The following is a 15,757-nucleotide window of genomic DNA, read 5'->3' as shown; positions in this document are numbered from 1 at the left end:
TTCACCAGAATGCGAGCGAGCACTCGCGTTTGTCAATCGCGTTCGGAGAGCTGGGGATAACTCGTGCCCGAGATGCCCGGGAAGCAGCAGACCGGCGACGAGAGGCCGCGCCGCCGGCAGGCCCGTGGCGAGCGCCGCATCGCCCAACTGCTGGAGGCCGCCGCCGCCGTCTTCTGCACGACCGGCTACACGGCCGCGAGCACCAACGCCATCGCACGCGAGGCGGGTGTCTCGCCGGGCACGCTCTACCAGTTCTTCCCGAACAAAGAGGCCATCGCGATCGAGCTGGGCGACCGGCTCATGCACGAGATGCGCGAGACGTACGGCGAGGCCCTCGCACCGGTCGACCCGGCGACACCGCTGGAGCAGGCCGTCGGCGCCGCCGTGGACCGCTTCATCGCCTTCAACTGCGAGCACCCGGTGTTCTTCGCCCTGATGCACGGCCCCGACGTCCCCGGCCGCATCACGGAGGACCACGACGCCCTGCACCAGACACTGATCGCGCGGATCGAAGACCTGATCCGCTCGCTGCTGCCCGCCGCGCCGGACGCCGACGTCACGCGCACGGCGCAGATGTGCCTGGGCATGTACAAGGCAGGCCTGGAGCTGGTCCTCGCCCACGAGGAGGCCGAGCGCGGCGCCTACGTCCAGGAGCTGAAGAACGCCCTCTTCCGCTACCTCGAACCCCTGACGCGCGACGGTGCCGCGCCGAAGCCCGACCGCACCGCGCCCCCGCTCCCCTGACGGACCGGCCCCGGCCGCCGGCCCTCACCGCGCCCCTCAGGCACCGGCCGACCGCCCTCACCACACCTCGCGGGACCCGCCGACCGGCCCCGTCACGCCCCCGCCCCACCGAAGCCCGCCACCGGCGACGGAGCGGGTGCCGCGACGACGTGCTCAGAATCAGCGCTCCAGCCTGCGACATAGGGGACACTTCCCATAAGGTTCGGACAAATCGACTCGTCGAATCGATACGCGCCGCAGGGGAGATCGGCCCCTCGCCCCTCATCGCGCGCCGCATCGGATCGCACTGACGTCGGATCAGACTGCCCGAGCCCGAGGGATGAGCCGTGACCCAGAATCAGCCGCCCGGCGCACCCCGGGCCCGCATTCCAGGCCCCTCACAGCCCCCGCCGCCGTACCCCCGCCCGCACGCCGGCCTCTGGAGGCGCTGTCTGGCGGTGGGACTCGCGCTCTGGGCGCTGACGGCGACCGTCACGTACGCGACACGGGACACCGCCCTGCTGCCGACCCTGATCCTGCTCGGCAGCTTCCTCGTCCCGGTCGCGTTCGTGCTGTGGGCGTACCAGCGACACGGCCGCGACCTGGGCGTCCATCTGATCCTGGGCTGCTTCCTGACCGGCGGGACCCTCGGCGTCGTGGGCGCGTCGATGACGGAGCGCCACCTGCTCCATCCCTCCTGGGGGATGTACGTGGGCGCCGGACTGATCGAGGAGGCGGGAAAGCTCGCCGCGCTGGTGTTCATGCTGCACCGCCACTCCCGCGTGCGCGGGCTGCGGGCGGGCCTGGTGCTGGGCGCGAGCGTCGGGTTCGGCTTCGCGGCCCTGGAGAGCGCGGGCTACGCCTTCAACGCCACCGTCTCGCTCCAGGGCATCGATCTGCGCGCACTGCTGGAGACCGAGATCCTGCGCGGGGTGCTCACCCCCTTCGGGCACGGCCTGTGGACGGCCGTCACCGGCGCCGCGCTGCTGGCCTGCCGCCGCCCCGACGGGCGCTTCCGGCCCGCCTCGCCGGCGGTCGCCGCCTGGGCCGGGGCGGCCCTGCTGCACGCACTGTGGGACGCGACACACGGCATCGCCCTGTGGCTGGTGGCCCGGCTGACCGCCCGGGGGCTGGACCGGACGCTGTTCACCCCAGGGCACCTGCCGTGGTCCACCGACGAGCAAAGGCACCTCTTCACACTCTTCTCCGTCGGCGGCCTGGTGCTCGTCGCCCTCGCCGGGATCGCCTGGGTGCGTTCCCTGGCGCGCCGCGAACCTGCTTGGAAAAATACCCCCTAGGGGTATAGTGTGTCGAGTATCGGGGGAACCTGGCCCAACAGGACCCCCTCCGCACACGCACACCGCACAGGTCCAGACGAGGAGAACGACATGACCGCCCAGACCGATACCCCGGGTTCCGTCACCGCCGTCTACAAGGTGAGCGGAATGAGCTGCGGACACTGCGAAGGCTCGGTCGGCGGCGAGATCTCCGGGATCGCCGGCGTCACCTCGGTGAAGGCCGTCGCCTCGACCGGTGAGGTCACCGTCGTCTCCGCGACCCCGCTCGCCGAGGCCGACGTCCGCGCCGCGGTGGACGAGGCCGGCTTCGAGCTCGTCGGCCCGGCCTGACCCGCACCGGGACCCTGCACACGACTCTGAAACGCAACTCTCCCCACCGGGCCGTACCGACCAGCTGATACTGGCTCCGTGCGGCCCGGTCCGCTCCCTGGAGTACGGACGTGACGAGCACCACCGCTGCGACACCGATAGCGACGACCTCGGAAGTCGAACTCACCATCGGCGGCATGACCTGCGCCTCCTGCGCGGCCCGCGTCGAGAAGAAGCTCAACCGCATGGACGGCGTGAGCGCCACCGTCAACTACGCGACGGAGAAGGCGAAGGTCTCATACCCCGAGGGGGTACACGTCGCGGATCTGATCGCCACCGTGGTGAAGACGGGGTACACGGCGGAGGAACCCCCGCCGCCCCCGCTCCCCGCGGACCTCCCCGCGGACGGCGACCAGGCGCGGACGACTGTTTCCGGCGACGACCCCGAGCTGGCCGCCCTGCGCGGACGCCTGCTCGTCTCCGCCCTGCTCGCCCTGCCCGTCGTCCTGCTGTCGATGATCCCGGCCGTCCAGTTCGACAACTGGCAGTGGCTCTCGCTGACACTGGCCGCGCCCGTCGTGGTCTGGGGCGGGCTGCCCTTCCACCGAGCCGCGGCGACCAACGCCCGGCACGGCGCCGCCACCATGGACACGTTGGTCTCGGTCGGCACCCTCGCCGCGTTCGGGTGGTCGCTGTGGGCCCTGTTCTTCGGCGACGCCGGGATGCCGGGGATGCGGCACGGCTTCGAGCTCACCGTCTCCCGCACGGACGGCGCGTCGACCCTCTACCTGGAGGTCGCCGCCGGCGTCATCGCCTTCATCCTGCTGGGCCGCTATCTGGAGGCCCGCTCCAAGCGGCGCGCCGGAGCGGCGCTGCGGGCCCTGCTGGAGCTCGGCGCGAAGGACGTGGCCGTACTGCGGGGCGACCGCGAGATCCGCGTCCCGGTCGGGCAGCTCGAGGTGGGCGACCGCTTCGTCGTACGGCCCGGCGAGAAGATCGCCACCGACGGCACGGTCGTGGAGGGCTCCTCGGCCGTCGACGCCTCAATGCTGACGGGCGAGTCGGTGCCGGTGGACGCCACCGTCGGTGACGAGGTGACCGGCGCGACGGTGAACGCGGGCGGCCGGCTCGTCGTCGAGGCCACCCGGGTCGGCGCGGACACCCAGCTCGCACGGATGGCACGGCTCGTCGAGGACGCGCAGAACGGCAAGGCCGAGGTGCAGCGCCTCGCCGACCGGATCTCCGGCGTCTTCGTGCCCGTCGTACTGCTGATCGCGGTCGGCACCTTCGGGACCTGGCTCGGCGTCACGGGCGACACGGTCGCCGCGTTCACCGCGGCCGTCGCGGTCCTGATCATCGCCTGCCCGTGCGCGCTCGGCCTGGCCACGCCGACCGCCCTGATGGTCGGCACGGGGCGCGGCGCCCAGCTCGGCATCCTCATCAAGGGGCCCGAGGTCCTGGAGTCCACCCGGCGCGTCGACACGGTCGTCCTGGACAAGACCGGCACGGTGACGACGGGAAAGATGCGGCTCCAGGAGGTCCGCGTCGTCGCGGGAGACACCGAGAAGGACGTCCTGCGGCTCGCCGGAGCCCTGGAACACGCCTCCGAGCACCCGATCGCCCAGGCGATCGCGGCAGGCGCCCAGGACCGCGCCGGAGCGCTTCCCCCGGTCGAGCACTTCGAGAACGTGCCCGGGCGCGGAGTACGCGGGCACGTGGAGGGTCACGAGATCACGGTGGGCCGGGTCCTGCCCGACGCGACCGCCGTCGACGGGTACCCGCTCCCGGACGAGCTGGCCCGCGCGAAGGACGCGGCCGAGGCGGAGGGGCGCACGGCCGTGGTGGTCACCCGGGACGGGGTGGCGGTCGGCGTCCTGACCGTCGCCGACGCGATCAAGGAGACCAGCGCCGAGGCCGTGCGCGAACTGCGCGCCCTGGGGCTCAGGCCGGTACTGCTCACCGGTGACAACCGAGCGGTCGCGCACGCCGTGGCACGCGCCGTCGGCATCGGCTCCGAGGATGTGATCGCCGAGGTCCTGCCGCAGGACAAGGTCGCCGTGGTGGAGCGCCTGCGCCGCGAGGGCCGGACCGTCGCGATGGTCGGCGACGGGGTCAACGACGCGGCGGCGCTCGCCACCGCCGATCTCGGGCTCGCGATGGGCACGGGCACGGACGCCGCGATCGAGGCGGGCGACCTGACGCTCGTGCGCGGGGACCTGCGGGTGGCCGCGGACGCGATCCGGCTGGCACGGCGGACCCTGTCGACGATCAAGGGGAATCTGTTCTGGGCCTTCGGCTACAACGTGGCGGCGCTGCCGCTGGCCGCCGCGGGACTGCTGAACCCGATGATCGCTGGGGCGGCGATGGCCTTCTCCTCGGTGTTCGTGGTGACGAACAGTCTTCGGCTCAGGACATTCTCATGACGACTGAGCAGGGGAGCCCCCCTAGAGTCCAACCGCAGCCTCACATAAGCTCTTCACAAGGCTCGCGCATCTTCCTTACGCTTGGGCCCCCATTGACGTACCGGGGCTCTTGCGCATCTTCGGGACATATGCAAGAGACGCAGATCACAGTGATGTGAACGTAACCATCGAAGGGGTTCGTGAGTCTAAGTTGGCGATGTCAGAAGCGTCTTGGGGGGCGTGACTGACATCTGGGGATGTCTTGGGGGACGTTCCCGGAAATTGCGGTGCCGGGGCGCGTACACCGGGGAGCTTTGAGCGGCCCTCCCGTCGTACGGGTCCCGGCAGATCGCACCGCAGGACAGTTCGCACCGCAGTACCGATGGTTTTGCTCGTTTTGCTCGCAGCGATTCAGGCGCTGTTCCACAGACGCCCGGCCGGATCCCGTGGGGGGAATCCGCACCGGGACAAGGAAAGCGCCCTGACTGCCGGCCCGTGGGGGGACCGGTAGCAGGGCGCTTTCCGTCTGTCCGGGGTCGGTTCGCCCGCGGAGCGCTTCCGGTTCAGGCGGAAACGGCTCGAGGGCGCCCCGGCAGGTGCGGAACACCTGCGGTGCACCCTTCGGCTCGGGCGCCGGGACCGCCACGGCGACCGGGAGGCGGGCCCCCGGCCGTCACGCGTCGCTCGTCAGCGGGCCTCGACCGGGACGAAGTCGCGCTCGACGACGCCCGTGTAGATCTGGCGCGGGCGGCCGATGCGGGATCCCGGCTCCTTGATCATCTCGTGCCACTGGGCGATCCAGCCCGGGAGGCGGCCGAGGGCGAACAGGACCGTGAACATCTCGGTCGGGAAGCCCATGGCGCGGTAGATCAGGCCGGTGTAGAAGTCGACGTTGGGGTAGAGGCTACGCGAGACGAAGTAGTCGTCGGAGAGCGCGTGCTCCTCCAGCTTGAGCGCGATGTCCAGCAGCTCGTCGGACTTGCCGAGCGCGGAGAGGACGTCGTGCGCGGCCGCCTTGATGATCTTCGCCCGGGGATCGAAGTTCTTGTAGACGCGGTGGCCGAAGCCCATCAGGCGGACGCCGTCCTCCTTGTTCTTCACCTTGCGGATGAAGGAGTCGACGTCGCCGCCGGAAGCCTGGATGCCCTCCAGCATCTCCAGGACGGACTGGTTGGCGCCGCCGTGCAGCGGGCCCCAGAGGGCGGAGATGCCGGCGGAGATCGAGGCGAACATGTTCGCCTGCGAGGAGCCCACCAGGCGCACGGTGGAGGTCGAACAGTTCTGCTCGTGGTCCGCGTGCAGGATCAGCAGCTTGTCGAGCGCGGAGACGACCACCGGGTCGAGGTCGTACTCCTGCGCGGGGACCGAGAAGGTCATGCGCAGGAAGTTCTCGACGTACCCGAGGTCGTTGCGCGGGTAGACGAAGGGGTGGCCGATCGACTTCTTGTACGCGTACGCCGCGATCGTCGGAAGCTTGGCGAGCAGGCGGATCGTGGAGAGGTTGCGCTGCTTCTCGTCGAACGGGTTGTGGCTGTCCTGGTAGAAGGTGGACAGCGCCGAGACGACCGAGGACAGCATGGCCATCGGGTGGGCGTCGCGGGGGAAGCCCTTGTAGAAGTTCTTGACGTCCTCGTGCAGCAGGGTGTGCTGCGTGATCTCGTTCTTGAAGGTGGAGAGCTCGTCGATGTTCGGCAGCTCGCCGTTGATCAGCAGGTACGCCACCTCCAGGAAGGTGGAGCGCTCGGCCAGCTGCTCGATCGGGTAGCCGCGGTACCGGAGGATGCCCTGCTCACCGTCGAGGTAGGTGATCGCGGATTTATAGGCGGCGGTGTTCCCGTATCCGCTGTCCAGCGTCACCAGCCCGGTCTGGGCGCGGAGCTTCCCGATGTCGAAGCCCTTGTCGCCGACGGTGCTGTCGATCACCGGGTAGGTGTACTCGCCATCGCCGTACCGCAGTACTACAGAGTTGTCGCTCACGTCATCCCTCACCGACGTTGTGCCTCTTCTTCGAGGTGCCCTGACTGTCTCTACCATCCCCCATTTGGCCCTGGAGAGTGCACTCGGGGTCGACCATTGGGCCTATTGGCGGCACTCAGTGCCGCCAACCTGCACATCCTGCCTCCCCTCGCGCCGGTTCCGGAAGTGCTCTGTGACCTTTACGACTCGTTTGATCGATCATTTTTGGTGACCGGAGCCGTCCGGGCGTCGGCAGGGGCCTCTCCATGGTCGCGCGCGGAGCGTTCGTCCGTCGGGCCGAGGTCCGTTCCCTGAACGCACCCGGCTTCTCTCGCCGGATGCGCGAAGGCCCGTGCACGGATGCGCGAAGGCCCGGCCCCGGGCCGCGCGAAGGCCCGTGCACGGATGCGCGAAGGCCCGGCCCCGGGCCCGAAGGCCTGGTCACGGGTCCGCCGGCGGTCTCAGTGCTGGGCGAGCCGGTGGTCGAGGGCCGTGCACCGGCGCCCCGCGGACACCGTGCGCACCGCCTGCCCTATGGCCTTGCGCGAGCCGACGAGGACGACCAGTCTCTTGGCGCGCGTGACGGCGGTGTACAGCAGATTGCGCTGGAGCATCATCCACGCGCCCGTGGTGACCGGGATCACCACCGCCGGGTACTCGCTGCCCTGGGAGCGGTGGATGGTCACGGCGTACGCGTGGGCCAGCTCGTCGAGTTCGTCGAATTCGTAGGGCACCTCCTCGTCCTCGTCGGTCAGGACGGTGAGCCGCTGGTCGACCGGGTCGAGCGAGGTGACGACGCCCACGGTGCCGTTGAAGACGCCGTTCTCGCCCTTCTCGTAGTTGTTGCGGATCTGGGTGACCTTGTCGCCGACGCGGAAGACACGTCCGCCGAAACGCTTCTCGGCGAGGTCGGGACGGCCGGGGGTGATCGCCTGCTGGAGAAGGCCGTTGAGGTGGCCCGCGCCCGCGGGGCCCCGGTGCATGGGTGCCAGCACCTGCACGTCCCGGCGCGGGTCCAGGCCGAACTTGGCCGGAAGCCGCCGTGCGGCCACGTCCACCGTGAGCCGGCCGGCCTCCTCGGTGTCGTCCTCGACGAAGAGGAAGAAGTCCCTCATGCCGTCGGTGACCGGATGCAGGCCGGAGTTGATCCGGTGGGCGTTGGTCACCACCCCGGACTGCTGGGCCTGGCGGAAGACGCGGGTCAGACGGACCGCGGGGACGGGGCTGCCGTCGGCGAGCAGGTCGCGCAGCACCTCGCCCGCGCCGACGCTGGGCAACTGGTCGACGTCGCCCACGAACAGCAGGTGCGCACCCGGCGGAACGGCCTTGACCAGCTTGTTGGCCAGCAGCAGGTCGAGCATGGAGGCCTCGTCCACGACGACCAGGTCGGCGTCGAGCGGACGGTCCTTGTCGTACGCCGCGTCGCCGCCCGGCTTGAGCTCCAAAAGGCGGTGCACGGTGGAGGCCTCGGTGCCGGTGAGCTCCGCGAGGCGCTTGGCGGCACGGCCCGTGGGCGCGGCCAGCAGGACCTTCGCCCGCTTGGCGCGGGCCAGTTCCACGATGGAGCGGACCGTGAACGACTTTCCGCAGCCGGGGCCGCCGGTCAGCACGGCGACCTTCTCGGTGAGCGCCAGCCGGACGGCGGCCTCCTGCTCGGGGGCCAACTCCGCGCCCGTACGCCCCTTCAGCCAGGCCAGCGCCCGGTCCCAGGCCACGTCACCGAAGGCCGGCATCCGGTCCTGGCCGGCCCGCAGGAGGCGCAACAACTGGGCGGAGAGGGAGAGTTCGGCACGGTGGAAGGGGACCAGGTAGACCGCCGTCACCGGTTCGCCGCCGTCGGGGCCCGGCACCTTCTCCCGGACGACACCGGGGTCCTCGCCCTCCTCGGCGGGTGCCGCCAGCTCGGCCAGGCACTCGATGACCAGGCCGGTGTCCACCTGGAGAAGGTTCACCGCGTCGGCGATCAGCCGTTCCTCGGGCAGATAGCAGTGGCCCTGGTCGGTGGACTGCGACAGCGCATACTGCAGGCCGGCCTTGACGCGCTCCGGACTGTCGTGCGGGATGCCGACGGACTGGGCGATCTTGTCGGCGGTGAGGAAGCCGATGCCCCAGACGTCGGCCGCCAGGCGGTACGGCTGGTTCTTGACGACGGAGATCGACGCGTCTCCGTACTTCTTGTAGATCCGGACCGCGACCGAGGTGGACACCTCGACGCTCTGGAGGAAGAGCATGACCTCCTTGATCGCCTTCTGCTCCTCCCAGGCGTCGGCGATCTTCCTGGTCCGCTTGGGCCCCAGGCCCGGGACCTCGATGAGCCGCTTCGGCTCCTCCTCGATGATCTGGAGGGTGTCCAGGCCGAAGTGCTGGGTGATGCGGTCGGCGAAGACCGGTCCGATGCCCTTGACCAGGCCCGATCCCAGATAGCGGCGGATGCCCTGGACGGTGGCGGGCAGGACCGTCGTGTAGTTCTCCACGGTGAACTGCTTGCCGTACTGCGGGTGGGAGCCCCAACGGCCCTCCATGCGCAGCGACTCGCCGACCTGGGCGCCGAGGAGCGAGCCGACGACCGTGAGCAGGTCGCCGGCGCCCCGGCCGGTGTCGACCCGGGCGACCGTGTAGCCGTTCTCCTCGTTGGCGTACGTGATGCGTTCCAGTACGCCTTCGACGACCGCCAGGTGCACCTGCCGGCTCCCCGCCTGATTGGACATGATCCGACGCTACCGCCCGCCTCCGACAGTGCGCGGACGGCGTCGGCGGCTCCTCGCCGGGCAGGGCCGCGGACATGCGGTCCACCCCGCGCCCCGGCCGGTGAAGTACCTGGCCGGCGGTGCGCAGGGCCGGTGTTCCGTTCATCACGATCCGGTCTCAGGGGGTTGCCTCCGCGCGTGTAATCGTTTCCAATCCCTCGTGTAATCGATTCCATGAGGAGGTGGAGCGGCGATGGCGAGCATCAAGGACGTGGCCGCCGAGGCCGGCGTATCCGTCGCCACGGTCTCGCGCGTCCTGAACGACCATCCGTCGGTCAGCGCGGAGGCACGCACCCGCGTGATGGCCGCCGTACAGAACCTGGGCTACCGCCCGAACGCCGTCGCCCGCTCACTGCGCACCGACCAGACACGCACCCTCGGCCTGGTCATCAGCGACGTGCTCAACCCGTACTTCACCGAACTGGCCCGGTCCGTCGAGGAGGAGGCCCGCGCCCTCGGCTACAGCGTCATCATCGGCAACGCCGACGAGCGGCCCGACCTCCAGGACCACCACGTACGGACCCTGCTGGACCGGCGCATCGACGGACTGCTGGTCTCCCCCACCGACGGCGGCTCCCCCGGCATGCTGGACGCCGCGCGCACGGGGACGCCGATGGTCTTCGTGGACCGCTGGATCGCCGGCGTCGAGGTGCCGGTCGTACGGTCGGACGGCCGCTCGGCCGTCCGGGACCTCGTGGCGCACCTGCACGCCCTGGGACACCGCAGGCTCGCGATCATCGCGGGACCCGCGGCCACCACCACCGGCAGCGAGCGCGTCCACGCCTTCCGGGAAGCCCTCGCCGAGCACGGACTCCCGCTGCCGGACGCCTACATAGGGCAGGGCGACTTCCAGGCCGAGAGCGGACGGCGGGTCACCGAGGGCTTCCTCGACCTGCCCGAGCCGCCCGAGGTCGTCTTCGCCGCCGACAACCTGATGGCGCTCGGCGCGCTGGACGCCGTCCGCGCGCGCGGGATGCGGGTCCCCGAGGACATCGCGCTCGCCGCGTTCGACGACATCCCGTGGTTCGTGCACACCGATCCGCCGATCACGGCGATCGCACAGCCGACGGGAGACCTGGGGCGGGCCGCCGTACGCGCCCTGGTCGACCGCATCGAGGGGCGGCCCCCACAGTCCGTCACCCTCCCCGCCCGGCTCGTCGTACGCCGCTCGTGCGGCGAGTCCCCCGCAACGAACAGGAGCGAGTCGTGAGCAACCAGGACGAGTTGCTGCGCATCGAAGGGATCCGCAAGACGTTCCCGGGTGTCGTCGCACTCGACAGCGTGGACTTCGACCTGCGCCGCGGCGAGGTGCACGTGCTGCTCGGAGAGAACGGCGCCGGCAAGAGCACGCTCATCAAGATGCTCTCCGGCGCCTACCACCCCGACGCCGGGCGGGTCCTCGTCGACGGCGAGGAGGTCCGCATCCACGGGGCGCAGGACTCCGAGCGCCTCGGGATCGCCACCATCTACCAGGAGTTCAACCTGGTCCCCGATCTCACGGTCGCCGAGAACATCTTCCTGGGCCGGCAGCCGCGCCGCTTCGGGATGATCGACCGCAAGACGATGGAGGCCGACGCCGCGGAGCTGCTCCGGCGCGTCGGCGTGAACGTGTCCCCCCGCGCACGAGTGCGCGAACTGGGCATCGCCCGCCTCCAGATGGTCGAGATCGCGAAGGCGCTGAGCCTGCGGGCCCGCGTCCTGATCATGGACGAGCCGACCGCCGTGCTCACCTCCGAGGAGGTCGAGAAGCTCTTCGCGATCGTGCGTGCCCTGCGCGAGGACGGCGTCGGCATCGTGTTCATCACCCACCACCTGGAGGAGATCGCCGCCCTGGGAGACAGGGTCACGGTGATCCGTGACGGGAAGAGCGTGGGCCAGGTACCCGCGTCCACGCCCGAGGACGAACTCGTACGCCTGATGGTGGGCCGTTCCATCGAGCAGCAGTACCCGCGGGTGCGCCCCGTGTCCGGGGACGGCGCCGGCGACGGGGCGGCGGCCGGCTCGGCGCTGCTCACCGTCGAGGGGCTCACCCGGGACGGTGTCTTCCACGACGTGAGCTTCGAGGTGCGGGCCGGCGAGGTCGTCGGCATAGCCGGCCTGGTGGGCGCGGGCCGCACCGAGGTCGCGCGCGCCGTCTTCGGCGCCGACCCGTACGACAAGGGCGCCGTGAAGGTCGCCGGGGCCGCGCTGCGCCGGCACGACGTGAACGCCGCGATGGAGGCGGGCATCGGGCTCGTCCCCGAGGACCGCAAGGGCCAGGGCCTCGTCCTCGACGCCTCCGTCGAGGAGAACCTCGGCCTGGTCACCCTGCGCGCCGCCACGCACGGCGGGCTCGTCGACCTCAAGGGCCAGCGGACCGCGGCCGCCCGGATCGCCGGACAGCTCGGTGTCCGGATGGCGGGCCTCGGCCAGCACGTACGCACCCTGTCCGGCGGCAACCAGCAGAAGGTCGTCATCGGCAAGTGGCTGCTCGCCGAGACCAGGGTGCTGATCCTCGACGAGCCGACCCGCGGCATCGACGTCGGCGCCAAGGTCGAGATCTACCAGCTCGTCAACGAACTGACCGCCGCCGGTGCCGCCGTCCTGATGATCTCCAGCGACCTTCCCGAGGTCCTCGGGATGAGCGACCGCGTCCTCGTGATGGCGCAGGGCCGGATCGCGGGCGAACTGTCCGCCGACGAGGCCACGCAGGACTCCGTGATGGCGCTCGCCGTCAGCACACCGACTACCGACTCCGAAACCGCTGTGGAGGGCTCCCGTGGCCACTGACACGCATCTGAGCACATCGGGCGCGAGTGGCGCCTCGGCGGTCCGCCGCCTCCTGCTCGACAACGGCGCGCTCACCGCGCTCATCGTCCTCGTCATCGCGATGTCGGCGCTGTCCGGCGACTTCCTGACGACGGACAACCTGCTCAACATCGGCGTCCAGGCGGCCGTGACGGCCATCCTGGCCTTCGGTGTCACCTTCGTCATCGTCTCGGCGGGCATCGACCTGTCGGTCGGTTCGGTCGCGGCGCTCTCCGCCACCGTCCTCGCCTGGACGGCGACCTCGCAGGGCGTGCCGGTCTGGATCGCGGTGATCCTCGCCATCGCCACGGGCATCGCCTGCGGCCTGGTCAACGGTGTGCTGATCTCGTACGGGAAGCTGCCGCCGTTCATCGCGACGCTCGCCATGCTCTCGGTGGGCCGCGGACTCTCCCTGGTGATCTCGCAGGGCAGCCCGATCGCGTTCCCCGACTCGGTCTCGCACCTCGGTGACACCCTGGGCGGCTGGCTGCCGGTCCCGGTCCTGGTGATGGTCGTGATGGGCCTGATCACCGCGGTGATCCTGGGCCGTACCTACATCGGCCGCTCCATGTACGCGATCGGCGGCAACGAGGAGGCCGCGCGCCTGTCCGGGCTGCGCGTGAAGAAGCAGAAGCTCGCCATCTACGCCCTGTCCGGCCTCTTCGCGGCCGCCGCGGGCATCGTGCTCGCCTCCCGGCTCTCCTCCGCGCAGCCGCAGGCCGCGCAGGGCTACGAGCTCGACGCGATCGCCGCGGTCGTCATCGGCGGCGCCTCGCTGGCCGGCGGCACGGGCAAGGCGTCCGGCACGCTGATCGGCGCGCTGATCCTGGCGGTGCTGCGCAACGGCCTCAACCTCCTGTCCGTGTCGGCCTTCTGGCAGCAGGTCGTCATCGGTGTGGTGATCGCGCTGGCGGTGCTGCTCGACACGGTGCGGCGCAAGGCCGGGGCCACTCCGGTCGCCGCCGGGGCGGGCACCCCGGGCGGCAAGGGCAAGCAGGCGGCGACGTACGTCATCGCCGCGGTGGTCGCGGCGGCTGTCGTCGGCGCCATGTCCTTCCTGCACACCGGTTCGTCCTCGTCGACGACGCAGAAGGTGGGACTGTCGCTGTCCACCCTGAACAACCCCTTCTTCGTCCAGATCAAGGCGGGTGCTCAGCAGGAGGCGAAGAAGCTCGGCGCGGACCTGACCGTCACGGACGCCCAGAACGACGCCTCGCAGCAGGCCAACCAGCTCCAGAACTTCACCAGTTCCGGCATCGGTTCGATCATCGTCAACCCGGTGGACTCGGACGCGGCGGGCCCGGCGGTCCGTTCGGCGAACAAGGCCGACATCCCCGTCGTCGGCGTCGACCGGGGCGTGAACAAGGCGGACACGGCGGCGCTGGTCGCCTCCGACAACGTCGCGGGCGGCAAGCTGGGTGCCGAGGCGCTGGCCGAGAAGCTGGGCGGCAAGGGCAAGATCGTGATCCTGCAGGGTCTGGCGGGCACGTCCGCGAGCCGTGAGCGCGGCGCGGGCTTCGCCGAGGGCCTCAAGGCCTACCCCGGTATCAAGGTCGTCGCCCGGCAGCCCGCCGACTTCGACCGCACCAAGGGCCTCGACGTCATGACGAACCTGCTCCAGGCCCACCCCGACATCCAGGGCGTCTTCGCCGAGAACGACGAGATGGCGCTCGGCGCGATCAAGGCGCTCGGTTCCAAGGCGGGCAAGTCGGTCTCGGTCATCGGTTTCGACGGCACCCCCGACGGTCTCAAGGCGGTCCAGGCGGGCACGCTGTACGCGTCCGTCGCCCAGCAGCCCAAGGAGCTCGGCCGGATCGCGGTGGAGAACGCGCTGAAGGCCGCCGAGGGCAAGAAGGTCGAGGAGACGGTGAAGGTGCCGGTGAAGGTGGTCACGAAGGAGAACGTGGCCGGCTTCGGCGGCTGACCCGGCCACGGACGGCGGGCGTACGGGAGGCCGCACCGGCCTCCCGTAAGCCCCGTCCCCGGGCCCCCGGACGTGCGGGGGCGCCGCACCGGCCCACCCGACGGCGGTCGGCGCAACGCCGCACCTCCGCCACGACCCACCCAAGCAGGGAGACAGTTCATGTACGACTACGACCTTCTGGTCGTGGGCTCGGCCAACGCCGACCTGGTGATCGGGGTCGAGCGGCGGCCCGCGGCCGGCGAGACGGTGCTCGGCTCCGACCTCGTCGTCCACCCGGGCGGCAAGGGCGCCAACCAGGCGGTCGCCGCCGCCCGCCTCGGCGCCCGTACCGCTCTGCTGGCCCGGGTCGGCGACGACGCGCACGGCCGACTGCTGCTCGACTCGCAGCGGGAGGCCGGTGTCGACACCGTCGGCGTGCTGGTCGGCGGGGCGCCCACCGGCGTCGCGCTGATCACGGTGGACCCGTCCGGGGACAACAGCATCGTGGTCTCGCCCGGCGCCAACGGACGGCTGACGCCCGAGGACGTGCGCGCGGCGGGAAGCCTGTTCCAGGCGTCCCGGGTGGTGTCGGCGCAGCTGGAGGTGCCGCTGGAGTCGGTCGCGGAGGCCGTACGGCATCTCGCGGACGGCGGTCGTTTCGTGCTGAACCCCTCGCCCCCGCAGGCGCTGCCCGCCGAGGTGCTGGCGGCCTGCGATCCGCTGATCGTGAACGAGCACGAGGCGCGGGTGATCGCCGGCACCGAACTCGGGGAACGTCCCGAGGACTGGGCGCAGGCCCTGCTCGCGCTCGGCCCGCGTTCGGTGGTCATCACGCTGGGAGCCCGGGGCGCGCTGGTGGCCGAGCGGGCGGGCGCCCGGGTCCGGGTGCCGTCCGTGCCGGTGGCGGCCGTGGACACCACGGGTGCGGGCGACGCGTTCACCGCGGCGCTGGCCTGGCGGCTGGGCCGCGGGGAGTCGCTGGCGCAGGCCGCCGGGTACGCCGTCCGGGTCGGCGCCGCCGCCGTCACCCGGCCGGGGGCGCAGGAGTCCTTCCCCACCGCCGAGGAGGTCGCGGCGCTGTGAAGAAGGCCGGAATCCTGAACCGTCATCTCGCGGGCGCGCTCGCGGGGCTGGGCCACGGCGACGGGGTCCTGGTGTGCGACGCGGGGATGCCCGTGCCCGCCGGCCCCCGCCTCGTCGACCTCGCGTTCCGGGCCGGGGTGCCGTCCTTCGCCGAGGTCCTGGACGGTCTGCTGGACGAGCTGGTGATCGAGGGCGCGACGGCCGCGCGCGAGGTCCGCGAGGCCAACCCGGCGGCGGCCCGGCTGCTCACGGGGCACTTCCCCGCCCTCGAACTCGTGCCGCACGAGGAGCTCAAGGCGCTGTCGGCGGGCGCGAGGCTGATCGTCCGCACCGGCGAGGCGCGGCCCTACGCGAACGTGCTGCTGCACTGCGGGGTCTTCTTCTAGGCCGGTCCTGTGGCGCCCGGCGGACCTCGGCGGCGGGCCGCGGTCGCGTGCCGCACCGGCGCCGACCGCGGTGGCCTGCCGGGGGCGACGGCGCGGACATCCGTGCCGCAAGACGTGCCGGAAGACTTCGAGGGGCCCGGTCCGTCGACCGGGCCCCTCGGCT

11 protein-coding genes are annotated in these 15,757 nt (G+C 71.3%); 9 read left to right on the top strand and 2 right to left on the bottom strand.

Features of this window, described 5'->3' with window-relative positions:
* Window positions 1-72 precede the first annotated feature (72 nt).
* The 4 genes from H305_RS47280 (at window position 73) to H305_RS0129075 (ending at window position 4,753) form a co-directional block, all read left to right on the top strand.
* Entirely contained in the window at window positions 73-744 is a 672-nt protein-coding gene (locus H305_RS47280; RefSeq protein WP_051371044.1) for a TetR/AcrR family transcriptional regulator, read from the top strand.
* 326 nt (window positions 745-1,070) lie between these two features.
* On the top strand, window positions 1,071-2,021 hold the full coding sequence (locus H305_RS0129085; RefSeq protein WP_028803559.1) for a PrsW family intramembrane metalloprotease: 951 nt from the start codon (window positions 1,071-1,073) through the stop codon (window positions 2,019-2,021).
* A gap of 90 nt (window positions 2,022-2,111) precedes the next feature.
* On the top strand, window positions 2,112-2,351 hold the full coding sequence (locus H305_RS0129080) for a heavy-metal-associated domain-containing protein (protein WP_028803558.1): 240 nt from the start codon (window positions 2,112-2,114) through the stop codon (window positions 2,349-2,351).
* Between the two features lie 110 nt (window positions 2,352-2,461).
* Complete coding sequence (locus H305_RS0129075; protein WP_028803557.1) at window positions 2,462-4,753, top strand: heavy metal translocating P-type ATPase; 2,292 nt, start codon at window positions 2,462-2,464, stop codon at window positions 4,751-4,753.
* A gap of 666 nt (window positions 4,754-5,419) precedes the next feature.
* On the opposite strand, the gene H305_RS0129070 is transcribed toward H305_RS0129075, so the two are convergent.
* Both H305_RS0129070 and H305_RS0129065 read right to left on the bottom strand, forming a co-directional pair.
* Window positions 5,420-6,709 carry a citrate synthase gene (locus tag H305_RS0129070; RefSeq protein ID WP_028803556.1) on the bottom strand — a complete coding sequence of 430 codons (1,290 nt, stop codon included), beginning with the start codon at window positions 6,707-6,709 and terminating at the stop codon, window positions 5,420-5,422.
* Window positions 6,710-7,149: 440 nt separating this feature from the next.
* Window positions 7,150-9,396, bottom strand: coding sequence for an ATP-dependent RecD-like DNA helicase (locus H305_RS0129065; protein ID WP_028803555.1), 2,247 nt, complete (start codon window positions 9,394-9,396; stop codon window positions 7,150-7,152).
* 232 nt (window positions 9,397-9,628) lie between these two features.
* Between H305_RS0129065 and H305_RS0129060 the strand changes: the two genes are divergently transcribed.
* From H305_RS0129060 to rbsD, 5 genes are all read left to right on the top strand, one after another.
* Complete coding sequence (locus tag H305_RS0129060) at window positions 9,629-10,645, top strand: LacI family DNA-binding transcriptional regulator (protein ID WP_028803554.1); 1,017 nt, start codon at window positions 9,629-9,631, stop codon at window positions 10,643-10,645.
* Window positions 10,642-12,204 (top strand): sugar ABC transporter ATP-binding protein, encoded by a 1,563-nt coding sequence (locus tag H305_RS0129055; RefSeq protein ID WP_028803553.1) that lies wholly within the window; start codon window positions 10,642-10,644, stop codon window positions 12,202-12,204. The genes H305_RS0129060 and H305_RS0129055 overlap by 4 nt, the downstream gene beginning before the upstream one ends.
* Window positions 12,194-14,146, top strand: a complete 1,953-nt coding sequence (locus H305_RS0129050; protein ID WP_028803552.1) for a substrate-binding domain-containing protein — start codon at window positions 12,194-12,196, stop codon at window positions 14,144-14,146. The genes H305_RS0129055 and H305_RS0129050 overlap by 11 nt, the downstream gene beginning before the upstream one ends.
* A gap of 159 nt (window positions 14,147-14,305) precedes the next feature.
* Complete coding sequence (locus H305_RS0129045) at window positions 14,306-15,208, top strand: ribokinase (RefSeq protein ID WP_028803551.1); 903 nt, start codon at window positions 14,306-14,308, stop codon at window positions 15,206-15,208.
* A complete protein-coding gene (rbsD, locus tag H305_RS0129040) occupies window positions 15,205-15,594 on the top strand; it encodes a D-ribose pyranase (protein WP_028803550.1) in 390 nt (129 codons plus the stop codon). Before H305_RS0129045 ends, rbsD begins: the two co-directional genes overlap by 4 nt.
* Window positions 15,595-15,757: the final 163 nt, after the last annotated feature.

It is taken from the genome of Streptomyces sp. 142MFCol3.1 (assembly GCF_000424945.1).
In the GTDB taxonomy this organism is placed as follows: domain Bacteria; phylum Actinomycetota; class Actinomycetes; order Streptomycetales; family Streptomycetaceae; genus Streptomyces; species Streptomyces siamensis.
Note: the sequence above shows the minus strand (reverse complement) of the source record. Positions and strands in the feature narration are given on the sequence as shown.

Excerpts from the sequence above, each read along its gene's own strand:
- H305_RS0129080 (WP_028803558.1), top strand. The coding sequence starts at position 2,112 with ATGACCGCCCAGACCGATACCCCGGGTTCCGTCACCGCCGTCTACAAG.
- H305_RS0129045 (WP_028803551.1), top strand. The coding sequence starts at position 14,306 with ATGTACGACTACGACCTTCTGGTCGTGGGCTCGGCCAACGCCGACCTG.
- H305_RS0129060 (WP_028803554.1), top strand. The coding sequence starts at position 9,629 with ATGGCGAGCATCAAGGACGTGGCCGCCGAGGCCGGCGTATCCGTCGCC.
- H305_RS0129065 (WP_028803555.1), bottom strand. The coding sequence starts at position 9,396 with ATGTCCAATCAGGCGGGGAGCCGGCAGGTGCACCTGGCGGTCGTCGAA.
- H305_RS47280 (WP_051371044.1), top strand. The coding sequence starts at position 73 with ATGCCCGGGAAGCAGCAGACCGGCGACGAGAGGCCGCGCCGCCGGCAG.